Annotated in this window: 21 protein-coding genes and 1 pseudogene; 14 read left to right on the top strand and 8 right to left on the bottom strand. The window is 42.1% G+C overall.

Features of this window, described 5'->3' with window-relative positions; translation table 11 throughout:
* Nucleotides 1-56: 56 nt before the first annotated feature.
* The 7 genes from LPTSP_RS08585 (at nt 57) to LPTSP_RS08555 (ending at nt 6,303) form a co-directional block, all read left to right on the top strand.
* Nucleotides 57-1,535 carry an aspartate aminotransferase family protein gene (locus LPTSP_RS08585; protein WP_108928409.1) on the top strand — a complete coding sequence of 493 codons (1,479 nt, stop codon included), beginning with the start codon at nt 57-59 and terminating at the stop codon, nt 1,533-1,535.
* A 22-nt stretch (nt 1,536-1,557) separates the two neighbouring features.
* Nucleotides 1,558-2,280, top strand: a complete 723-nt coding sequence (locus LPTSP_RS08580; RefSeq protein WP_108928408.1) for a class II aldolase/adducin family protein — start codon at nt 1,558-1,560, stop codon at nt 2,278-2,280.
* A 25-nt stretch (nt 2,281-2,305) separates the two neighbouring features.
* Nucleotides 2,306-3,088, top strand: coding sequence for an SDR family NAD(P)-dependent oxidoreductase (locus LPTSP_RS08575; RefSeq protein WP_108928407.1), 783 nt, complete (start codon nt 2,306-2,308; stop codon nt 3,086-3,088).
* Nucleotides 3,089-3,103: 15 nt separating this feature from the next.
* Nucleotides 3,104-3,826: a TetR/AcrR family transcriptional regulator gene (locus tag LPTSP_RS08570; protein WP_108928406.1), complete on the top strand. Its 723-nt coding sequence runs from the start codon at nt 3,104-3,106 to the stop codon at nt 3,824-3,826.
* 49 nt (nt 3,827-3,875) lie between these two features.
* Nucleotides 3,876-4,211: an Mpo1-like protein gene (locus LPTSP_RS08565; protein WP_108928405.1), complete on the top strand. Its 336-nt coding sequence runs from the start codon at nt 3,876-3,878 to the stop codon at nt 4,209-4,211.
* Between the two features lie 84 nt (nt 4,212-4,295).
* Nucleotides 4,296-5,237, top strand: coding sequence for an alpha/beta hydrolase (locus tag LPTSP_RS08560; protein ID WP_108928404.1), 942 nt, complete (start codon nt 4,296-4,298; stop codon nt 5,235-5,237).
* A gap of 4 nt (nt 5,238-5,241) precedes the next feature.
* The gene (locus tag LPTSP_RS08555) at nt 5,242-6,303 is read left to right on the top strand and encodes an alcohol dehydrogenase (RefSeq protein WP_108928403.1); all 1,062 of its coding nucleotides are present in this window, start codon (nt 5,242-5,244) and stop codon (nt 6,301-6,303) included.
* Nucleotide 6,304: 1 nt separating this feature from the next.
* Here the strand turns inward: LPTSP_RS08555 and LPTSP_RS08550 are convergent, their stop codons facing one another.
* The gene (locus tag LPTSP_RS08550) at nt 6,305-6,802 is read right to left on the bottom strand and encodes a hypothetical protein (RefSeq protein ID WP_108928402.1); all 498 of its coding nucleotides are present in this window, start codon (nt 6,800-6,802) and stop codon (nt 6,305-6,307) included.
* A complete protein-coding gene (locus LPTSP_RS08545; protein ID WP_108928401.1) occupies nt 6,799-7,323 on the bottom strand; it encodes a hypothetical protein in 525 nt (174 codons plus the stop codon). Before LPTSP_RS08545 ends, LPTSP_RS08550 begins: the two co-directional genes overlap by 4 nt.
* A gap of 119 nt (nt 7,324-7,442) precedes the next feature.
* Here LPTSP_RS08545 and LPTSP_RS08540 point away from each other — a divergent pair, with 119 nt between their 5' ends.
* Nucleotides 7,443-8,129 carry a hypothetical protein gene (locus LPTSP_RS08540; RefSeq protein WP_108928400.1) on the top strand — a complete coding sequence of 229 codons (687 nt, stop codon included), beginning with the start codon at nt 7,443-7,445 and terminating at the stop codon, nt 8,127-8,129.
* Between the two features lie 197 nt (nt 8,130-8,326).
* On the top strand, nt 8,327-9,205 hold the full coding sequence (locus LPTSP_RS08535) for an SDR family oxidoreductase (RefSeq protein WP_108928399.1): 879 nt from the start codon (nt 8,327-8,329) through the stop codon (nt 9,203-9,205).
* Between the two features lie 103 nt (nt 9,206-9,308).
* On the opposite strand, the gene LPTSP_RS08530 is transcribed toward LPTSP_RS08535, so the two are convergent.
* Nucleotides 9,309-11,843, bottom strand: a complete 2,535-nt coding sequence (locus tag LPTSP_RS08530) for a Crp/Fnr family transcriptional regulator (protein WP_108928398.1) — start codon at nt 11,841-11,843, stop codon at nt 9,309-9,311.
* A gap of 174 nt (nt 11,844-12,017) precedes the next feature.
* On the opposite strand from LPTSP_RS08530, the gene LPTSP_RS08525 reads away from it, so the two are divergent.
* On the top strand, nt 12,018-13,154 hold the full coding sequence (locus LPTSP_RS08525) for a DUF1343 domain-containing protein (protein WP_108928397.1): 1,137 nt from the start codon (nt 12,018-12,020) through the stop codon (nt 13,152-13,154).
* Nucleotides 13,155-13,337: 183 nt separating this feature from the next.
* Here LPTSP_RS08525 and LPTSP_RS08520 read toward each other — a convergent pair whose 3' ends face one another.
* Together LPTSP_RS08520 and LPTSP_RS08515 are read right to left on the bottom strand one after the other, a co-directional pair.
* Complete coding sequence (locus tag LPTSP_RS08520; protein ID WP_108928396.1) at nt 13,338-13,574, bottom strand: hypothetical protein; 237 nt, start codon at nt 13,572-13,574, stop codon at nt 13,338-13,340.
* 6 nt (nt 13,575-13,580) lie between these two features.
* Complete coding sequence (locus tag LPTSP_RS08515; protein WP_108928395.1) at nt 13,581-14,174, bottom strand: hypothetical protein; 594 nt, start codon at nt 14,172-14,174, stop codon at nt 13,581-13,583.
* Between the two features lie 98 nt (nt 14,175-14,272).
* On the opposite strand from LPTSP_RS08515, the gene LPTSP_RS08510 reads away from it, so the two are divergent.
* Entirely contained in the window at nt 14,273-14,902 is a 630-nt protein-coding gene (locus tag LPTSP_RS08510; RefSeq protein WP_108928394.1) for a CDGSH iron-sulfur domain-containing protein, read from the top strand.
* Nucleotides 14,903-14,995: 93 nt separating this feature from the next.
* Here the strand turns inward: LPTSP_RS08510 and LPTSP_RS08505 are convergent, their stop codons facing one another.
* From LPTSP_RS08505 to LPTSP_RS08495, 3 genes are all read right to left on the bottom strand, one after another.
* On the bottom strand, nt 14,996-15,817 hold the full coding sequence (locus LPTSP_RS08505; protein WP_245915518.1) for a hypothetical protein: 822 nt from the start codon (nt 15,815-15,817) through the stop codon (nt 14,996-14,998).
* A 213-nt stretch (nt 15,818-16,030) separates the two neighbouring features.
* The gene (locus LPTSP_RS08500; protein WP_108928393.1) at nt 16,031-17,488 is read right to left on the bottom strand and encodes a bifunctional ADP-dependent NAD(P)H-hydrate dehydratase/NAD(P)H-hydrate epimerase; all 1,458 of its coding nucleotides are present in this window, start codon (nt 17,486-17,488) and stop codon (nt 16,031-16,033) included.
* Between the two features lies 1 nt (nt 17,489).
* Entirely contained in the window at nt 17,490-18,644 is a 1,155-nt protein-coding gene (locus LPTSP_RS08495) for an LIC_12708 family protein (protein WP_108928392.1), read from the bottom strand.
* Between the two features lie 360 nt (nt 18,645-19,004).
* Between LPTSP_RS08495 and rimP the strand changes: the two genes are divergently transcribed.
* The 3 genes and pseudogenes from rimP to LPTSP_RS08480 form a co-directional block, all read left to right on the top strand.
* Nucleotides 19,005-19,430, top strand: coding sequence for a ribosome maturation factor RimP (gene rimP / locus LPTSP_RS08490; protein ID WP_245915522.1), 426 nt, complete (start codon nt 19,005-19,007; stop codon nt 19,428-19,430).
* A gap of 2 nt (nt 19,431-19,432) precedes the next feature.
* Nucleotides 19,433-20,800 carry a transcription termination factor NusA gene (nusA, locus tag LPTSP_RS08485; RefSeq protein ID WP_108928391.1) on the top strand — a complete coding sequence of 456 codons (1,368 nt, stop codon included), beginning with the start codon at nt 19,433-19,435 and terminating at the stop codon, nt 20,798-20,800.
* Between the two features lie 71 nt (nt 20,801-20,871).
* Nucleotides 20,872-21,345: pseudogene (locus LPTSP_RS08480) on the top strand (translation initiation factor IF-2); the annotation flags it as partial.

Raw genomic sequence — 21,345 nt, 5'->3', positions numbered from 1 at the left:
GCAACCTATCTATTTTTGGTAAACCAATCTGATTTTCCTAAAGAGGACAAATAATTATGATACTCAAAGAAAAAAACGAATCACAAGAAGCAATTCCTCAAGCGGAGTATGCAATTTCTAAATGGCATGATACGGATGAAATCTATGGACGATTGAAAGAATTATTAAAATCACCATTAAGACCGATTCGACGAGACAAGATTGGCGGAGTTTTGGAATATTTCGAGACTAAGTGCAAAGGATCACGAAAGATTGCCACTGCTGCAGAAGCTGTCATTCCGGGAGGAGTTCAGCATAATCTTGCGTTCAACTATCCCTTTCCTCTTGCAATAGATCAGGCGAGGGGAGCATACCTTCGTGACGTTGATGGTAACACTTATATCGACTTCCTCCAAGCAGGAGGTCCGACTCTTCTGGGATCTAATTATGAACCCGTTAAAGAGAAAATCAAGAGTCTGCTTGATGAGTGTGGACCTACTACCGGTTTATTACACGAATATGAAGTAAAATTGGCGGAAATAATCTGCAAACATATGCCCGGAGTTGAAATGTTTCGAATGCTAGGCTCGGGAACAGAGGCCGTCATGGGGGCAATTCGACTTGCACGTGCCTATACAGGAAAGCGTCACGTAATCAAAATGGGTGGTGGCTATCATGGATGGAGCGACTCGATGGTATACGGTATGCGAATTCCTGGGACTGGACGTCATGAAGCAACCGGAATACCGAAAGGTGCTACTGCCTCTACCGAAGAAAGTTTTCCAGGCGATCTAGGAGCATTACGCCGCAAGCTTTGGTTAAATCGATTGAGAGGTGGAACTGCCGCAGTCATTGTAGAACCATTAGGTCCAGAAAGCGGGACGCGACCGGTTCATTTTGATTATAATCGCCAATTGCGCGAGATTTGTGATTCGTTCGGAGCCTTGCTCATTTTCGATGAAGTCGTTACGGGATTTCGCGTCGGACTAGGTGGAGCGCAAGGATTTTTCGGCGTCAGGCCCGATCTGACCATTTTCGGAAAATGTCTCACCGGTGGCTATCCTATGGCTGGAGGTATCGGAGGACGCAAGGACATTATGATGCTACTTGCAGGAGGCCTTAGTGCTAACGGCAAACGAGCGTTTGTCGGAGGAACGTTATCTGCCAATCCTTTATCCTGCGCTGCAGGTTATTTTTCCATACAGGAAATGGAACGAACAAACGCACCAGTCTTAGCAGGTCGTGCGGGAGATAGGCTCAGTCGAGGGTTACAGGGAATCATTGAGAGATTGAGACTACCTTATGTTGCCTATAATCAAGGTTCTATAGTTCATCTTCAAACTTCCGGCGTACTTCTCATGTCGCTTCGAAACCCATTAAAAGTTTTGAGAGAGGCAAAGGAACGTAAGCATGTGATGGAAGAGATGGGTGCTGCTTATTCCGCGCATGGTATGATCACCTTAGCGGGAAGTAGAATGTATACCAGTATGGCCGACACCGACGATATTATTGATGAAGCGCTCAATAGATTCGAGTCCGTATTCAAACTCGTTTAGTAACATAAATTTAGGAGACGATATGAAATCAGTAACAACAAAAAAGAGATCTGCAAAGAAAGACGAATCGTCCGACCTCAACGCATTAATGAATTTATGGAAAAGGTTGGAAGCAAAAGGTCTCTTGCAAAAAAAAGCGGCAAGTCTGTCCTTCCGACTACCAGGTCAAAAGCCTGAGGCGTTCTTGCTGGTTAATAGGGGATCGGGAGAAGGAGCTAAGATACAAACGGATCAATTCGATATCTATGGCCAGACAACTACTCTTGGTTCGGAAAGGTTAGCCGTAATTCACTTTCACGCTAGTCTATATAAAGCAAGACCTGACATCGGGGCCATCGCCTGTTTTCAGCCTACTTGGGGTTCCTTACTAAAGACATTAGAAGATCCACTCCCGCTTGTTTTTGATGAACAGTGCCGCCAATTAGGTGCCCCAGTCGTCCCAATTCATAAAACTGAAGACGGCTCCGTTATTTCTGACTCAGTGATACTTAATGGCGCCAACGCTTTTCTGGATACGAATGGGGTAGTGATAACAAGTGTTACTCGCGAAAAGGCCATATACAATTGCGAATTGATCGAAAAATGTTCTAAGGCATATTTACTTGCTCATGCTACGGGAGGCAAAATACGCCGCATCCCATGGCTTATCCGATGGATTGCAAAAAATCGACTTATAAAAGATGAGCGAAAAGCAGCCGCGTCTTACGCATTAGGCGAAGCTCCATCTGGTTTTACGGCGTATTAAATTCGGACAAGACTGAAGAAAAAATATGGATTATAAAAACAAAACGATTTTGATAACGGGTGCTTCGTCAGGCATAGGCAGAGAGCTTGCAATCAGCCTGGCAGAATATTCGAATAATATTATAGTTACTGCAAGAAGAGAAAATCTTCTCAACGAGTTGAAACAAGAGATCGAAGCTAAAGGAAGCAAATGTCTTGTTTTTGCAGGTGACGCTGCAGACCCCAAACACGCCGATTTGGTTGTTAATGAGACAGTCAAAAAATTTGGAAAGATCGACATTGCAATTCTAAACGTAGGTGTAGGTCCTGCATCTAATACGATCAAAGATTCAAGAGAAGTGATCCTCGGTAAAATGCGAGCCAATTACGATACTCTAATAAACTTTTTTGTTCCGATAATTGCCCAAATGAAATCGCAAAAAACTCCATGTATGATTGCCCATGTTAATTCGCTTGCAACGTATTTCGGAATACCTATGCAAGGGGATTATACCGCTGCAAAAGCTGCTGGTCGAATCTTCTTGGATACTGCGCGAATGGAGCTTAAACATTTCGGTTTTAAGCATGTACGCATTCAAACAATCCATCCGGGTTTTGTTGCCACGGAAGCCGTTAAAGAGGATGGAGTTCCTGCTCCAAATGAAATTAGCGAGAAAGAGGCAGTGCAATATATATTGAAAGGATTGCTTCGAGAAGTGCACGAAAACAGATTCCCCTTTGCAACTTCCTTCGCAGTTCGAATTGGGCGACTCGCTCCCACATGGCTAAGAACTAAGATATTATTATCGGAAGCTGCAGTTGACTATTGAGAAGGTGTTCTTCCATTGAAGGTTATAAGCAGGAAAGCGAAAAAAAACAAAAAGACGATCTGGCTGCATAAAACGGAAAGAATCCTATCTATCGTCCGAGCAGCCTTACCTTTATTTGCAAGAAAAGGCTTTGATGGTACTAAAACTAAATCCTTATGCAAATCTGCCGGTGTATCGGTAGGACTTCTTTATAAATATTTTCCAAAAAAGCAGGATTTGTATGATGCAGTTCTGGAATATTGCTTAAAGCTATCAGATCCACTTAAACCAGCGATTTCCAATTTAGAGCCAGGGTCGGATACGTTTGTTTTCATGCTCAATGTTTTTCTGTTGGAAATTTTTTCTAATTCCAAAACTGAAGAAACCGAACTTGCCCATAAGTTAATTTTAAGAAGCCTGAGCACAGATGGTAAGTTTGCTAAGAAATATGTTCGGAAAAAATTGAGAAATATTTTTCCTCTAATGAAAGTTTCGCTAGAAGTTTGTGTAAAAAATGCAGAACTCCCATCGAATCGATCTTGGAAAAATTGGCGCGACGTAACTTGGATAATGCGTCATCTTTCGATTGTATTTTCTTTTTTTAATTTCTCCTTCCCTAGACAAAAGCTCTATCCAGACCGGATCGAATCTCTCCGATTGGAATCAGTTAGATTTTTTCTTTTAGGAGTAGGGTTTTCACCTGAATCGACGGAGGCATTGGTGAAGAAGGCGTCCGAACAATCTATAATTCTAATTTAAGAATATTCTAAAATATGTTTTTATGAAACAAAATAATGGATGATTGAAGATGAAAGAAACAAGAAAATATCGAACACTTCAAGAGTTCTGGCCTTTTTATTTGCGTGAACATTCGAATAAAGTAAATCGGGCTTTGCATTTTATAGGAACTTCGGCAGCCGTACTGTGGATCGTTTTGGCTGTTTGTTTTTTAAACCCTTGGTTTCTTTTGGGAGCTTTATTTAGCGGGTATTTCTTCGCCTGGATAGGTCATTTTTTCTGGGAAAAAAATAGACCTGCCACGTTTATCTATCCTTTCAAATCATTTGTGAGTGATTGGAAGATGTATTTTTATACTCTCACCGGGAAAATTGGAAAAGAACTTCGAAAAGCGGGTGTAATATAAGATTCCCGATCTATAAACTGGAACGACAAATTGTCGGATTTCTAATATACTGTTCTTCCTTTATCATTTGAAAGGGAGAAGAGAATGGAATTCGCTCCGGAGATGTTGGAATACGCAAATCTAATTTCCTCAAAAGGACTCACAGGTTTTACCCAAGGAAGTATCCAGGAAAGAAGGGACGGTTATTCAGCGATCGGAGAACTTTTGGGAGAAGGTCCGCTCATGAGGGAAATCCAGGAGACCTCGATCCCTTCTCAAGGCGGAAATGTATTCATAAAAAGTTATATTCCCAAAACGGAACCTAAGTCCAAGATACTCTACTTTCATGGTGGAGGATGGGTAGTCGGAAGGCTAAGGGACTTCGATCCGTTTGCGCGTAAACTCGCTGAGATCACTTCCAGTATCGTTTCACTTGTAGAATATAGACTAGCTCCTGAGTTCCCGTTTCCTTTACCCTTGGAAGATTCTTATGCCGCTTTGGAATGGATCTCTTCTCAAAAGGAAACTATATGGAAAAATCTTCCTCTCGTAGTCGCAGGTGATAGCGCCGGCGGAAATTTGGCTGCTTCTACCATTATGAGGGCTAAAGAAACATCCGGTCCGAAAATCGATTTACAAATCCTGATCTATCCCGTTACCGAAGCGGTCTGTGATACAGAATCTTATAAGGAATTCGAGTTGGGCCCAGGTCTTACTAAAAAAGATATGGAATGGTTTATTGCTCAATATCTTCCAAATCCAAATACTAGATCGGATCACCAAGCTTCTCCCTTATACCAAAAAGATTGGAAGGGTCTTCCTCCTGCGATTGTATTTATAGCTGATATCGATCCTCTTAGGGATGATGGAAAACTATATGCAGAAAAACTAAAGGAAGCCGGGGTTTCCGTGTTATTCAAAGAATTTCAGGGTTACACTCACGGTTTTTTTACGAAGGTAAATCTTCTCAAGGCTCCGGAAGAAGGTTTGAGAATGATCTCGGAAGAAATGGACCGGGTCTTTAAACGGAAAGAGGTTTTACTTTAGAAAAATGAAAAGTATTAGATTAGTAGAATTCGGATCCTCTTTAAAATGGGAGGAAGCACAAGATCCTGAACCGAAAGGTTCCGAAGTATTATTGGAAGTCATCTCTTGTGGTGTCTGTCATTCGGATCTTCATTTACGTGATGGTTATTACAAAATAGGCGGAGAAGAAAAACTTTTCGTAAAAGACAGAGGAGTTAAACTTCCACTAACTCCCGGTCATGAAGTTGTAGGAAAAGTATTAAAAATAGGTCCAAAGGTTACTTCCGTTTCTGTGGGAGAAACAAAGTTAGTTTATCCTTGGATAGGTTGCGGGACCTGCGAAGAATGTGACTCTGGAAATCCACAACTTTGTTCCGCTCCTAGATCCTTAGGGATCTACCAAGACGGAGGTTATTCGGACCGGATCTTGGTCCCGGATGAGAAATGGCTTTTGGATATCTACGATCTTTCTCCAGAATATGCATGTTCTTATGCATGTGCAGGACTTACCGCCTACGGAGCTTTGAAAAAAGCTCTACCTCTAAAAGAAACCGATTCTTTGGTGATCATTGGTGCAGGTGGGCTTGGAATGTTTGCTTCACAATTGGTTCCTCTTCTTACGGAAGCAAAAGTGATCTTTTTAGATCTGGACGAGTCTCGTTTGGCAAAACTAAGAGAGATTGGATTTTATACTGTACACTCTTCTCATTCTGATCCTGCAAGCGAGGTTAAAAAGATCTCAGGTTCTCTGGGGGTTTCCGTAGTCATCGATTTCGTGAATAATAGTGCCACTTCTTCTTTGGGATTTTCTCTATTGAAAAAGAACGGGACTCTGATCGGGGTGGGGTTATTTGGCGGAGAATTAAAGATCCCGACCCCAATTCTGTCTCTTAGAAGTTTAACAGTTCGTGGAAGTTATACAGGTTCTCCCGGGGAGCTGAAGGAGCTACTACAACTTGTATCCGAGAAAAAGATCCGTCCTGTTCCGGTGCAGATCAGGAATTTAAAAGATGCGGATTCCGCTTTGAACGACCTATCTTCCGGAAAAGTATTGGGAAGGTTGGTATTGTCCGGAAAATCGGTCTGATCTATTTTTGGAATTCTTTCGGAAGGGAGACATTTGGATGTTCTCCAGTTTCCAAGATAGGGACTTCTCCGCTTTTTAATACTAAACTTAAGCCTCGTGGAGATTCGGACAAATATTCGCTTAAAGTAGAAGAAACATTTCTAGCGATCTTATACTTTAGAAAAAGATGATCCTTCTTCCTGGCGAATAATTCGCCTTCGGAGTCGGCAGCGATCTGCAAGGAGGAAAGCGGGAGTTCTTCTCCTGAATCGCTTAAAAAATAAAATTCTCCTTCCTTCTCCCACAGACGGATCAAGTTTAATGGGTACCCGAATAATTCTAAATATCCGTTTTCGGAAAATTCTCCGTACTGATTGTCGATGTAGATGCCGTCTTCGTCTTCTTTCAGGTTCTTACGAAAATATTCCAGAATATCCTTTTGTTCTATCTTGGCGTCACGGAAGATCCAGTCTCCGTTAGGCAAAACCTTGATCTCGCTGTTTAGACGCCTTGCAGTCATTCTTCTTCCCTTTCCCTGTAACGGAACGCAACTCCTTCTAAGACTTTTGCATCCTTTGCGATCTCAGCCATACTGGTAGTATAACCTTCTGAAGTACCCGTTTGGAAAATTGTAGGAGGAACGGGGACTATTCCTACATTTGCGAGATACATTCCGTCCATACCTCTTTCAAAAAGTTCTTTCTTAATCTTTTCGTAATAGAATTTTTCTATCCTGCCATCCCCGAAGTTTCTAACGATCAGTCTTCCGTAAGTTTTGTAGTTCCTACGCTTGGGAGGATGTTTCAAGATCTCTATCTGCTCCCAACCGGGTTTATGAGAAACGAGCACGGTTTCTTTCTGGGTTCCTTCTTGGATAAATTCCACCGAAAAGCAGGAAACCAAGGTTAGAGAGGATATTACCAGGATTCCCTTCCAGATCTGACTATAGGCTCTTGTTCTAGAATGAGTTAAAATGGAGAGAATGGGCATTCCTCCCCATTCAAGAAGCGCACATTCCGTGGACAAGCGGTTTTTTTGCATAGCCAAAAGGGGCTTTTCAGACTTGGATTTTTTTTATATACTCTCCCCGAATACCCGGTAAATTCTCGCGAAATTCGGAACCTCGTTTAAGCTGGTTCCTCCGGACCACCAAAACTCGTATGGAAGACATAGATCTCAAAAAGCGCGCGCGAGAAAACGTTTTAAAAATAGGGTATTGTACTCTAGACGAGCTGGAAGAGAAGGTGAAAGCCTTCCGGGTGATGAACCAGAACGCCGCCAAGAAAAGATACCTTATTACTCGAGAACCTATCTCCGATTCATCCGGAAAAGTTTTGGTTCCGAAAGCCGCAGAGATCGATATCTCCACAGCAAAGTTACTTAGACGTCATTTTAAACCAACGAGCGAGTTCAAAACTTTCCAACCTGACGAAGGTATCGTAATCATCTCCGATATGACCTCTGCAGAAGGTGTTTCCTTTACTATGGACATAGTGACCCAGATCATGAACTTGGGCGGCGGTGCATACGAAGGATTTATAGATCGTGTGGATAGTTTCGGAGACTTCATCAATCTTCTCAAAAAGTCATTATTTCCAAGACTGATCATCATCGGTTATATTCCGCAAGATAAGATCCAAGGTGAATTGTTGAACTTCGTGAGAGTGAAACGAGTGGATAATTATCTAAGAGCTATGGAGCTCACTCACACTGCGTTTAAACCTCAGGCGTATTTTCCAAAAGTGCGTCAGGTTGAAATTTCCCAAGAAGATCCAAAGTCTTGGGGACGTTTCGTAGTAGAGATCGTTAGAGAATATACTAGACCTTATCTTTTAGAAGAAGTTTAATTTTCGGGCGGCTCTTCGCTTCGCTCAGACCAGGCTACTCCAGGTTCGCTTACGCTCATCCGGCGAGCCGGACAAGCCTTTCGTATCCTTGCCGCGTTTAACCTCGTAATTTTTATTATTTAACTTGTAACATTTTTTATTTCAAGTTGTCTAATGGAATAAGTTTAACGCAAGACCGATATAGGTTAAGGATCCAAATGAGTAATATTTCTGAAACAGTATTAGTAACGGGAGCTTCCGGACATCTAGGAAGAATTGTCCTAGATGAATTATTAAAAAGAGGTCATAACAAGATCATCGCTACAACCCGTAAGCCTGAAACCTTAGAAGACTTTGCAAAAAGAGGAGTTACGGTACGAAAGGCAAGTTTCGACGATCCGGCTAGTCTTGTCGAAGCATTCCAAGGCGCAGATCGGATCTTGATCATCAGCACGGACAATATCGGAAATAGGATCGAGGAACATAGCCAGGCGATAGATTCTGCAGTAAAGGCAGGAGCAAAACGAATTCTTTATACTTCTTTGGCCAAAGCCGACGAAGTTCCAGTCACTTTCGCATACGAGCACGAGGGAACCGAAGAGAAGATCAAACAAAGCGGTCTCGCATACACGATTCTTCGTAATAATATGTACTCGGATTATTTAGTCCCGAAACTACAGCATGCAGTTGCAAGTGGTTCACTTTACGGTTCAGGAGGAGAAGGTGCCTGCGCTTATGTTTCCAGAACTGACTGTGCTAAAGCGGCAGCGGCTGCGTTACTTTCTTCCGAATCCGGAAATAAAATATTAGAGATCAGTGGACCTAAGGCTTGGACCTATAAGGAACTTGCAAAATTCACTTCGGAATTGGTGAATAAACCGATTTCTTACGTAGATCTTCCTGCAGAAGAACTTTCTAAAGCTTTAGTTGGAGCGGGAGTTCCAAAACCTATGGCGGATGCTTTGGCTTCTTTTGATGTGTCTATTCGAGAAGGTTATTTGAAAGAAGTAAACACGTCTGTAAAAGATCTTATTGGGGAAGCGCTTCAGGATGTGACTGCGTTACTTAAAGAGAACAAATCACTTTTGGTTTCGTAAGTATTGAAATTAGGTTTTGAATGAGTTGTAGGAGCTCCAATAACGGAGCTCTTGCACAATTATTGTCGGCAAGTTTCGTACTGAGCCCAGATCACCTAGATATTTAAACTCGATAGAATTCCATATTCTCCCGAAGAGGATCCGGAAGACTTCCTAATGCGTTGATATACTTCTTATATCTGTTTTCCAGCTCCGTAAACTTACGAGTGCGAATATTGACGAATCTATTATTGATCTCGCCGAAGGCAGGCATTTTGGAGACCTTCTCCCGGATCGTTCTTGCGAATGGAATATGACGGTAGAAAATTCCCCGGACGACACGGTTCAACCTTTGTACACCTTCTGCTTCGTATTTGATCCAAAGCTGGTAGTCGTTCGCAAAAATATCCCTTTCGTTCCGGAAACGTTTGAATTCAGCTGCTAACTTTTCTTTGATCTCTATGGAAAGGTCTTTGTTCTTCTTGTAGAACTGAACATAGTCCATATAGTCCGCGGTGATGGATGGATTTCCTACGTTATTCCATTCTGGTCCTAAGATCGTTTTACAAAGTTCCCAACGGAACGCGGCAAATGCATCGATCAAAAGAGACTTTAGATCCCCTTGCACGAAAATAGGAAGGACGATCCTACCTCTACTTTCCTTTGAACCGGAACCCCTGTGGATGGAAAGCTCCTGCCACATCATGATCTTACTACCGATAGAAGGAACAATTACAAAGTCAGGAACGATCGCTCTTTGGACGAACTCCTTGTTGATCCCCATCTCGGGATTATTATAGATCACCTCTCTATTGAACACGGAGAAGTCCACAGCCATGATATCGTGGATCGTATCCGTTAGCATCTTTTTGGTAACGTACGCTTTTCCCAGAGGGATTTGAGAATGATACTTTGTAAGGATAGGCAAGTAAGTAGCCAAGGAACCGGTGGTAAGTCGAACGTTCGCCTCATACATCGCACCGAATTCGAACTTCAATCTTGCTTCCGGATTGTCTATATCAGGAGGAAGATCGGATTCTTTTTTGAAAACTGCGTTTCGGTTGTCCATCTTGACCTTGTCGAAGAAGTTCTGACCGAGCTCATCCAGGGAAGTAGGGCATTCTCTTTTATAAATTTTTTCGAGCCATTCGGTTCCATAATGGATCGGAATATCCGAAACGGAAGTGATCGCGTCCTTGAATGTGGACATGAACACTAATTGAGAATCATCCAGCATTGTTTCGTCGAAGAAACCGTATTTCAACATCAAGTCTACAGGTTTAGGGACGTTCTTCCCTGAGCTTACGTACTTTTGGAAACAGGCAGCGTAAATATCGAAGTAGGTTTTTGTAATGGACCTTCTTAACTTACGAGTGTCATTGTCCGAGTCTAAAGGATTCTTTAAGGATTTGAGTTTTACCATCATCGCGGAAAACTCTTTGATCGCATCTCCGCCCATACCGGAGAATTGGATGATCGTAGATGCTGAATTTGCCAATTCTTTTCGAATTGCAGTCGCATCCGCAGAACCATCCACAGAAACTCCGCTTCCATTCGAAGCAGCCTTTGCAGTCGGATTAGAAGCTTCGAATTTTTTAGCAAGACCTGCAGTCTTTTCAATAAACGGTTTAATATTAGGAGAAGGTCCTACAATTGCAGAACCGAATAGTGCCTGGTGGCCTGCAAGAGCTCTTTCGATCTTCTGAGAAACAACTTGTAAGATTGGGACTACAAACTCTGGAGGAGCAGTTGCGTAACCGCTCGCAGCCATATCCAGGATCAGGAAGTATTTTTCGGTAAGACTTTCTACCCCGCCCAAAAGAAGAGAGAAGTCTTCATCCAATTCTTCTAAGATACTTTTTGCGTTTTCAGTAAGATTGTTCTGCACTCTACCGAGTTTGTCGCAGACATAAGAAACCATGCTAGGATCTGGAGCGAATAATTGTGCGAGAAGATTTGGGTCCGCCAAAATTACCTTACGAACGAAGTTAAATTCGCCATCTTGGAATTCTATTTCTTCCGGATAATATTTAACAAGAAGCTGAGAATGATCTTCTTCTACATAATTTGCAGTAGGTCTTTCCGGCAGGATACCGCCATTATCGAAATAATGTTTTAAATTTTCCCGCGCAAGTCTCAAAACCGGATCCACAATCTCGGAACTTGGATCCGCGATTGGTTGCCCAGGCTTAATATCCGGAAAAACGCTAGGATTGAATTGATAGTACAAAAGAGAAAGATTATCGTTCGTCTTTCCCATATCGGAAGCGATCTTTCTGAGCTGGTTCACTCTTTTGAAAGACTCAGTGATCTCTCTTAAAAGAGAACGACCTACCATAATCCCCAAAGAACTTCTGGCGGCGAGAGAACGACCCACAGTAGACTGGGACATAACATACGTAGAAAGCACACAGTCTTGTTCTGCTACAATTGTAAAAGGATAACGTCCGCTGCCGAAAAGTGCGGATGCGCCTGGAGTCAAATTGGCTCCTGAAATTTTGAATAACTCCAGTTTTCTGGAACCTGGAGCATCTACCAAATAACGCAAGGCTCCGCTATGCAATACGTTGAGAGAATTCGCGGCGCTTCCTTCCGGAAATAAAACCGTCCCTGCTTTTATTGTTACTTTTTGATTTGGTACGCTTGTATCTAGTGCCATACGATCGCTGTTGGGGCAAATTAAGAAGAAAACTATCCTTCGCTAAGAATGGAAACTCTTTTTTAAAGGATTCTCTAAAAAGGACCTTCCGGATAAGGCAAAAGATTTCCAAGACTAAGGCCGCTATAGTCCTGCTTGACTTCCGCAGTTTCCCGGGAAAAAACTCTTTAGAAAATGAAAAAAAACAGAATTCTCTCCGATGCAAAAGCAATCGGAATGCTTACCAACCAAAGCGCATATGGTTGGAAAGGCGATTATCATTTCCGGATCATCCAAAAAGAGTATGGACTCAAAAAACTGTTTTTGCCTGAACATGGACTTTTTGCAGAACTCCAAGATCAGGTCTCCGGAAGCGGGCTTATCTACGACTTGGGAGAAACTCAGGTCCTAAATTTGTATGGAGACAATGAGGAAAGTCTTGCTCCAGCCGAAGAAGTATTATCCGATCTGGACACATTGATCATAGATATCAGAGATGTAGGCGCTCGTTATTATACATTTTTGACCACGGCATTGTATGCCATGCAGGCTGTAGATCGACTCGCCAAAAAAGGAAAACCGAGACCTCGCATTTTAGTATCGAATGCAAAAAATCCGGCTGGCTCCAGGATCGAAGGTTCTCCTTTAGAAAAAAAATTTTCTTCATTCGTTGGGGTAGAAGGTACACTGCACCGACATGGTCTCTCAGCTGCGGGCCTTTTGGAATATTATAAGGATACATTCAAACTGGATCTGGAACTTTCCAGATTGGATCTATATCCCAAAAAGAGTTCTGAGTTTTTATGGGTTCCACCTTCTCCCAATATTCCTGCTCAAACAACTTGTTATGTATATACTGGACTTTGTCTTTTAGAAGGAACAAATCTTTCAGAAGGGAGAGGGACCACTCGGCCATTCGAAACATTCGGTGCTCCCTATATCAACGATCTGGACAGATCACTTTTGGAAAAACTGGAGGAAAAACAAAAAGGAATTTTTAGGCTCAGACCTTTGAAGTTTATTCCCACCTTTCATAAACATGCGGGAAAAGTTTGTGGAGGTTACCAGATCCTATTGGATAAACCTAAAAAATTCCATAGTTTATTGTTTGGATTATTGCTTATCCGCACATTGAGAGAATTTTATCCGAACCAGTTTGAATTCCTGCAAGGGCCTTATGAATTTAGATCCGATCTACCTGCAATCCAACTCTTGGTAGGAGACCAGTTCCTCCTGGATTACCTAGATGGAAAAAGATCTTACTCAGAGATCCAAGATTACCTGGAAGATACCGAAAAGAAATGGAAGAAGGTCACAAAACATTACGATTGAGAGATGGATTCTGCAGCTGCTGCGACGTAGGAGTTCCAACATCGGGTTTGAGATTGCCCCCACCCAGGTTCGGGTGGGGGGAGTGGCTTGTGGGAGAGCCCAGTCCTATATCATAAAATTCAAATCTCTACAACTGAATTTTACATCTTACTTTTGTTGGAGTTCCAACACGATGGAATTTCCTTAGAGAGGTAGCCTAGAAAACTCCGCTTTCAATTTCTGTAAATCCCCCAGAAGATCCGTGGGTGCTGGACGAATATTCTTCGCTAATTGTAAAGCGTTTTCAATCAGGTCCAAGATCAATTTTTTCTCGGTAATGGCCCTGATCTTCGGCATATGGCTCCAATCCTTTTTAAATAAGGAAGCTTTTTCATCCACGATGGCGACTATCTTGTTTAATGTTTGGATCTCTTCGTTCATGATATCTCAAAAATTAGGGATTTCTAAAGAAATGTTTTCGTCTTTTCGGAGAATTTCCGCATGAAAGGATCTTTTTTTCCCGCCTTGGAAAACACCGGTAATATTATTCAAAATGGATTTTTCCTGAGTTTTACATTCAGGAGGAAGATTAGAAAGAAGAGCAGAAGAAATTTCATACCTGAAAAAATTCGTACTCCCAGGTTCTAATTTTTTAGAAATTAAAGTCCAAGAATCTTCCAGACAATTTAGATCTCCGCTTTTTATAAAAACACGGATCTTATCTTCTGTATTTGGAAAAGATAAACTTTCCGTTCCTTTGTTCTTTAGAAAAAGAAAGAAGATCGGAAACTCCTTAGGGCTCTCCTTGCTGGAAGAAAGACGATAACTCACAAAACCAGAAGAAATTTCCTTTGATTCTGTCTGCCCTGAAAATGCCAGAGGATTTAAAAGTTTGGCAACCACTGAAAAAATAAACAGTAATAGTATAACGTCGAAAAATAGGATCAATTTGGAGCGGTTATTTGATTTACCCGCATCCTTACTTTTGCGCAGGAAATCTTGGAATTCTTCCGGAGAGCGGGAATGGTAACCTTTACTCATTTTAGACATTCCTGGGTCCTTTTTCCATACATTACTTTCTCCTATAAAAGATTGCAAGCATTCCTGAATAGGTCCATAGTCATCCAAGAGGCCAAATCATGGAAATCGTAAAAGGAAAAGAAGCCACCATTCTTTTTGACGGCAAGAAATGTATTCATTCCAGAAATTGTGTATTGAGTAGACCCGACGTATTCGTTCCGAACGTCGAAGGAGAATGGATCTATCCGGATAAGGCAAGTGTAGAAGAGATCAAATCCTTAGCTTTGAATTGTCCTTCTGGTGCGATCCGTTTCGAATCGAATGATCCTTCTTTTAAGGAAACTGCCCCTCCGGTCAATGTTTTGAGAGTAAGAGAGAACGGGCCGATTGCGATCCATGCGGATATCGAGTTAGAAGGTCTCGAAAAACAATATAGGCTCACACTTTGTAGATGTGGAGCTTCTACCCATAAGCCTTTTTGCGATGCAACTCATGTGAGTATCGGTTTTACAGCAACGGGAGAACCTTCTGTCCAAGAGTCTCAACCTTTGCCGGTTCGGAATGGGATCTTAAAAATAGAACCTACTAAAAACGGTCCTTTGAAGGTGAGCGGAAATTTAGAAATTTGTTCCGGGACTGGAAAGGTAACAAATAGAACCACCGAAACTTACCTCTGTCGTTGTGGTGGTTCTTCCAATAAACCTTATTGCGACGGAACTCATCGCAAGATCAAATTTAAGTCTGAGTGACTTATTTGTTGAAAGTTTTGAGCGTAATCGACTAGAAGTAATCGGTTCCGGACGACCTATAGTCGAGGTATTATTAAATCGATACGAACGCCTTCAAGGATTCGAACATTGGTAGAATTTTCCTCGAGCACAACATTTTTTACTAGGATAGGAATCCTGAGAAGTTTGGGTACATTCGTTTTCATTTGCAGTGCATTCTCCTTCCGTAGTTGGGAACACTACTCTAGCCGGAGAATTTTTCAGCGTAAATTGTGTGCCTGAATCCTGTCCGGTAGACGAACCGAAGCAATAACCAGTAATCAAAGTATTTAGTCCTTTAATATAGATCCATACCCAAGCATTTCCTCCGTTGCTAAGAATTTCATTAGCGCAATCCTGGGGAGAATTTAGATACCCAAGGAGATACCCGATACCGGTGTACGCTTTTCCTTTTTCCAGACTAGAAGTATAATAACTTCCTCCTACTTTAAAGGAATTCGGATTCATACAGGCTTTTAGAGGGCCTTTCTTTTCAAAAATGCGTTCAGTGTAATCCACTACATCATCAAAATCATTCCATGATATTTTACTCGGCAGAGAGGAATAGTGGAGGCAAAGCGGATAGGGTCTATCAATGATTGTACCTGAATCGGTGCGAGCATGCCTAGTTCCATTGGAAAACCAAAACGCATTGCAATTGGAACTTTGGGCACAGAGTTCTTTACAAGTAGCGCTATCTGTTGCATTACTTGAAGAGTTGTTTGAACCTTGGTTATAACCTGCAGGATAATCTTTATTAGCATCCGTAGGGATCTGTATACTCGTCCAAGTGTAATCATTCGCATCTGCAAAAGTGGGGCCGACGATCGAAACAGAAATGATCGTAAAAATCAAGATGAAAAGCCTGGAACTTAAAGTTGGATTGATTTTTTTCACGAATTCTCCTGCATTGCATCTATCCGAGCAATCTTTTCATCTATTAAAATAAATTAAACTCTGCGGACCTTATCACTCTAATCGAAAATTCTGTCACTTTTTTATTGAAGTCAGGGAAATAATTCTGTTCTCCTCGAGAGAAGGATGCTATAAGCCTATTTTTGGTTCAGCGGAATAGGATTTGGAATTTCTAAACGTTTTTTGCGGTTGTAGCTATTGCAAAAGATTCCGAATTTTCTTTCGTATCCGAGCAGCAGTAGGGTAACCTTTGCATAACTCCGCGCAATGCAAAAGTATACTTTGGGAAAGTCTGACAGATTCTATCATATCTTCTCCCCGCGATAAGAAGAATGTTAGAACTCCTACAAGCAAATCTCCTGTTCCCATGACAGCCAGTTTAGGTTCTTGGAATTCCCAAATATAGGAGTTCCCATCGGGAGAGAACAGAATGGAAACAGGTCCTTTTAAAAGTAAATATGTTCCCTTTTCCTTTGCCCAAACCTTTGCATCTTCGAATGCGGAATATTGGCTTTGGTATTTTTTACCCGCAATAGAAGACCATTCTCCTAAATGAGGAGTGAGTATCGTGCGAGGGCCTAAGTTTTTTTCATCCAAATACTTGAATGCACCTGCATCAAAGACAAGATACGCCTCTTTTGAAAAAGAATATTGGGGAAGATCAGAAGATGCAAGCCCTGGCCCTACACATATCACATTTGCCTTTTTCAAAAACGGATAATCGGAAAGTTTTTTAGAAGTTTCTAACCCCGATACCATGAAGGAAGGATCTTTTTTCAAAACTTTCGTGAGAGTATTTGCGGAAGGAGTGAGTATCTGGGAAATTCCTCCTCCCAATTCTTGGAAAGCGAGTGCGGAAGATAAGATCGCTCCCGACATTCCTTCCGAGCCACCTATGAATACTGCGGAACCGTTTTTGTATTTATGGGAGTCTTTTTCTCTGGAAAGTTTAGAAACTAACTCTTCTCTATCCGCTCTTGGTAAAAGATATTTGGAAGTTTTAAATTCTTGGCGTAAGAACCCTATTGGATGAAACGACTTTTTTTCCTTAGGCAAAGGGTAGAATACATTCTTGGTTTTAGGAGATCCGATTTCTGCCAAGATATCCGCTGCAAAGGGGATTTTTTCGTCCGGAGAATATCCTGAAACCGCATCTATGCTCAGGACCAATAAAGAATCTTTTAATCTTTCTTTGGCAGAGCGAATTTCGGAAACCGCCTGGGATATTTCTCCCGTCAATGATCCCTTGAATCCTGTTCCTAAAAGAGAATCTACCAATACTTCTCCGGGATTTACAAGATTGCTCTTAAATTTTTCTAAAGGGAAGTTTGGGATCCTCAGTTCTTCTGTTATATTTTTATAATATTTTGTTTCTTGGGAGAAGTTTCCTTCTTTGGAATAGATCTCCACTTCGAGACCTTCTGCCATTAAAAATTGGGCTAAGGCGTATCCGTCTCCTCCGTTGTTACCTGAACCGCAGAGTATAATGATCTTATTTGCGGATCTAAAAACTTTTTCCCAGGTTTGGAAGATGGAAATCGCCGCAAATCCCATGAGCAATGTCCCCGAGATATTTCTATCTCGGATAGTTTGCTCGTCTAGGATTTTTGCTTCTTCTTCGCTGAATAATGCCTGGAAATGAGATGGGCTCATTTTATTTCCATTTATGGATCTCTAAATAACCCGATCTGATCTTCATGGAATAGATCTCATCGTTTGTATCCATCCAAGTTTCCCTCCAAAGGCCGCGAGGCGGAGGATAGTTCAAACGGATATTATTGACATGATTTCCGTCCTCGTCGTGGACTTGGAGTCGGATAGAATTTCCTTCTTCTACCTCGGTTTCCCAGATGAAAAAGTTATCATTGTTGAGAACCCAATACAATGTTTCGGAAGGATCTTGGATCTCTTTGATAGGAGTGATCCTTTTATCTTTGAGTTCGTATTTTAGGATCTTTCTGTTTTTGAATCTTCCGGATTTTGTTTCGTAAAAACTAAAGGAACCAAGTATATATTCCCCGTCAGGATGTGAGATGAACGAGTCCACATACCAAGTATAAGCTTCTCCTTGGTTTAAAGAATCTTTATAGTCGGAACCTTCTACCTTTTGTTTTAATTTTCCGGCTTCGTCAAAAATGCTGAGCCTCATTGCTCCATTCTGTCTATGAAAAACGAATAGTAGATCGTTGTTTCCCGCTTCCATTCTTTCCACATAACCGAAAGGAATAGAACCTCCTACACCGTCGGCATAGATTGTCTGGGAAAGTTTTCCGGAATCGTTTATTTTCAGGATCACAGAAGGAACTGCTTCTTCTACTTCCGTGCGAAACTCTCCGGATTTTTTTGCGTAAATATTCTCCGCAACTTTGTCTGCCTTTGCATCTTCTTTGGAAACTCTGGATTGAACGTAGATATCATCTCCGTCGGAAACGGTAACTAATCCGATTCTTCCTAATTTAATATTATATGTTTTGACCTTATCCTGTTTTTCCTTGGAGCTACCGATCACGAACTTCAGATCTCCGTCCGAGTTAAATGCTTTGATCAAGGATTGTTCGAAATCAGGAACGTAAATCACTCCGGAAGCGACCGCAACCTGGTTCGGAACGTTCGTAGGGACGCGATTGACTATGCTTACTTGTAATTCTTTTAGATCTTTTCCTAATTTAACTCTTCCGTATAGATATGGATTGTAATCATCTACTCGGAATTTGGAACAAGCTCCTATCGCTAAGATAAAGCATAAGAAAAAGGGAAGGTATTTGCGGACAGATGAGGTCCTGATCTTGGAAGTAAAAGAATTTTGCATGTTTCTAATAAAAACCCGAGCCTATTTTTGGTTTACCGGGACATTTCGTTACCATCCTCCTTTCTAGTATAAGAAAACAAGCAATTTCGCTCGTAACAAGAGGATGCTTCGGAACTGGGCTTATTTTTTACTTTACACTAGGGTCAGCTAAAAATATTTTGAATAGGTATCGGGAACCACCCATGAAATGTATGGGACAAACCTAAAAATTTCGGAGATATGCCGGTTTTGTAGGTTGTTTTTTCCTCTTTTTTGAGGCAAAACGAAGCGGTTCAGAGACTCTCTGTAAGGCCGGCGTTGACAGTCAGTAAAGAAGTAATCGAAACGATCTTAGATCGAATCCTTCTCGCTCCCGTCAAGCTGTATGCACTCATGGTTAGCCAAAGGCCCAACCATACGCTGATCGAGGTAGAGTTGGATCACCTCGGACACCCGTACGGTTCCGTCAGCCTTCTGGAATGTGAGCAAGTTTCCAGAAAACTGAATGAAGAGTTGGAGCGGATCTCACCGGATCTGAACTATACTCTCAAAGTTTCTTCCGCCGGTGCGGAAAGAAAACTGGTGATTCCCGAGGATCTGGATAGATTCCGAGGAATACCGGTACGACTCGTCTATAAGTTAGAAGGGTCGGTCGATAAAGAAGGAATTTTTAAGATTCTGGATAGGAAAGAGGACAAGATCTTTTTAGAACCGTTTTCCAAGAGGAAAACAAAAGGTTCTAAAAAAAAGGAAGTCATTCTGGAATTGAAGGATATACTGAAAGGAAATTTGTACGTAAGTATTTGATTATGGCAGTTAAGAAGAAAGAAGTCGAAGTAAATCTGTTGGAAGCGATCCAACAATTTTGTGCCGACAAATCCCTAGACAGGGAAGCCGTGATGGGAGTCATTCGTGATTCTTTGATTACCGCGTATAAAAAAAAGTCGGGCATCGAAACTCTGGAAGAGGAAGAAAACCCGATTAAGGTAGAATTCGCTTCCTCCGGGGACGGAGAAAATGTCGTAATCGTAGTATCCCGCAAAGTTGTGGAATCCTCTCCTAAAAACGGATTGGAAATCTCCTTAGAAGATGCTCAGGCTGTTTATCCTAACGCAACTGTGGGAGAGGTCCTGGATTTTAAAGAAAAGCCGATGGAGCTTTCCAGGATCATTTCTTCTCAAGCAAAACAAATGGTATTCCAACGCTTGAGAGATATGGAAAAAGAACTTCTGTATCTGGAATACAAAGCAAAAGAAGGCGAACTGACTCACGGATATTTCCAACGTTGGAAAAAAGACGCAATGTCTATCGATCTTGGTAAGGTCGAAGGTATTATGCCTAAGCGTGAGCAAAACCCCGGAGAAAAATATCATAGCGGGGATCGCCTAAAAGCAATCATACAAAAAGTAGAACTTCGTCCTAGAGAACCGATCCCTGTGATCACTCTTTCCAGAGCCTCTGCGGATTTTGTTCGTAAACTTTTCGAAATGGAAATCCCGGAGATCTACGACGGACTCGTAGAGATCGTTAACGTGGCTCGTCAACCTTCCATTCGTACCAAAGTAGTCGTTTATGCTACCAGAGGAGATATTGATCCTGTGGGAGCCTGCGTTGGTATGAAAGGGGTTCGTATCCAGTCCATCGTTCGGGAATTAGGTAACGAAAGGATAGATATCGTTCAATACTCTTCGGATCCGACAGAGTTTATCGCAAACGCGATTTCTCCGGCTAAACCGTACGATGTAAAGGCGGATTCCGTAGGTAGAGAAGCGATGGTAATCGTTCCAGAAGAACAATTATCTCTTGCAATCGGAATCAACGGTTCCAATGTAAAGTTGGCATCGCAGTTAACCGGATTTAGGATCGATATCAAAACGATAGCCCAGTACAATGAAGAATTCTCTTCTCCGGAAGCGAGAGAGAGACTGGATAAACTATTCAGTCCTCCGGCTCCTGTTGTGGAAGAAGAAGACGATGGAGCAACTGCTCTAGAAGATTTACCTGGACTTTCTGCCCGCTTAATTGGCCTATTAAGGAGCGCAGGGATCAATAACGTCGAGACGTTGATCGAGATCAGCCAGGACGACTTGGCAAAACTCCCCGGCATAGGACAGACTACTGCCGCACAAATCCTTAGGATATTGGCGGAATCAGTAGAGTGGGTGGAGGAAAGCTGATCTCCTCGAATTTTGAGGGTAGGGCTTTAAGACCCGTTTTCAGTACATCCCGTACTTGACCAGGACATTATATGGAAGAAAAGAATAAATCAATCAAGGAAAAGCTCCAGGGCTCTGCTTCTGCTGATGCAAGCAAGAAGAAGAAACTGGTGATCAAAAAGAAGCCGGATGAGAAGGTACCTTCTACTTCTGCAAAGAAAGAGGCACCTACAGATTCAGGTAAACCTGCTGCTGCAGCTTCTTCCTCTCCAAGCGCTCCTAAAAGTTCTGCTCCTCCTAAAAAAGAACCTCTCTTTCCGGAACCAAGCTCTCGCCAAGAACCTCCGGTTCCAAGATCTGCTCCTCCTGAGCATATTTTAGGAGAAGGTAGACCTCCCTTCCAGAGGGAAGACAATAACATTATAGTATCTCGTCCTAACCAAAGACCAACATACTCTAACCAGAACAGAGAGTCTGGAGAATCCGGTGGCAATTACCGCGGAAATCGCCCAGAAGGTGGCGGCTACCAAGGTGGACAAAATCGCGAAGGCGGTGGTTACCAAGGC

This window comes from Leptospira johnsonii (assembly GCF_003112675.1).
GTDB lineage: Bacteria > Spirochaetota > Leptospiria > Leptospirales > Leptospiraceae > Leptospira_B > Leptospira_B johnsonii.
The sequence above is the reverse complement of the archived record's forward strand: the minus strand, read 5'-3'. Positions and strand labels throughout refer to the sequence as shown.

Coding starts and splice junctions, on each gene's coding strand:
- LPTSP_RS08585 (WP_108928409.1), top strand. CDS start 57: ATGATACTCAAAGAAAAAAACGAATCACAAGAAGCAATTCCTCAAGCG.
- LPTSP_RS08580 (WP_108928408.1), top strand. CDS start 1,558: ATGAAATCAGTAACAACAAAAAAGAGATCTGCAAAGAAAGACGAATCG.
- LPTSP_RS08575 (WP_108928407.1), top strand. CDS start 2,306: ATGGATTATAAAAACAAAACGATTTTGATAACGGGTGCTTCGTCAGGC.
- LPTSP_RS08565 (WP_108928405.1), top strand. CDS start 3,876: ATGAAAGAAACAAGAAAATATCGAACACTTCAAGAGTTCTGGCCTTTT.
- LPTSP_RS08560 (WP_108928404.1), top strand. CDS start 4,296: ATGGAATTCGCTCCGGAGATGTTGGAATACGCAAATCTAATTTCCTCA.
- LPTSP_RS08555 (WP_108928403.1), top strand. CDS start 5,242: ATGAAAAGTATTAGATTAGTAGAATTCGGATCCTCTTTAAAATGGGAG.
- LPTSP_RS08550 (WP_108928402.1), bottom strand. CDS start 6,802: ATGACTGCAAGGCGTCTAAACAGCGAGATCAAGGTTTTGCCTAACGGA.
- LPTSP_RS08545 (WP_108928401.1), bottom strand. CDS start 7,323: ATGCAAAAAAACCGCTTGTCCACGGAATGTGCGCTTCTTGAATGGGGA.
- LPTSP_RS08540 (WP_108928400.1), top strand. CDS start 7,443: ATGGAAGACATAGATCTCAAAAAGCGCGCGCGAGAAAACGTTTTAAAA.
- LPTSP_RS08535 (WP_108928399.1), top strand. CDS start 8,327: ATGAGTAATATTTCTGAAACAGTATTAGTAACGGGAGCTTCCGGACAT.
- LPTSP_RS08530 (WP_108928398.1), bottom strand. CDS start 11,843: ATGGCACTAGATACAAGCGTACCAAATCAAAAAGTAACAATAAAAGCA.
- LPTSP_RS08525 (WP_108928397.1), top strand. CDS start 12,018: ATGAAAAAAAACAGAATTCTCTCCGATGCAAAAGCAATCGGAATGCTT.
- LPTSP_RS08520 (WP_108928396.1), bottom strand. CDS start 13,574: ATGAACGAAGAGATCCAAACATTAAACAAGATAGTCGCCATCGTGGAT.
- LPTSP_RS08515 (WP_108928395.1), bottom strand. CDS start 14,174: ATGAGTAAAGGTTACCATTCCCGCTCTCCGGAAGAATTCCAAGATTTC.
- LPTSP_RS08510 (WP_108928394.1), top strand. CDS start 14,273: ATGGAAATCGTAAAAGGAAAAGAAGCCACCATTCTTTTTGACGGCAAG.
- LPTSP_RS08500 (WP_108928393.1), bottom strand. CDS start 17,488: ATGAGCCCATCTCATTTCCAGGCATTATTCAGCGAAGAAGAAGCAAAA.
- LPTSP_RS08495 (WP_108928392.1), bottom strand. CDS start 18,644: ATGCAAAATTCTTTTACTTCCAAGATCAGGACCTCATCTGTCCGCAAA.
- nusA (WP_108928391.1), top strand. CDS start 19,433: ATGGCAGTTAAGAAGAAAGAAGTCGAAGTAAATCTGTTGGAAGCGATC.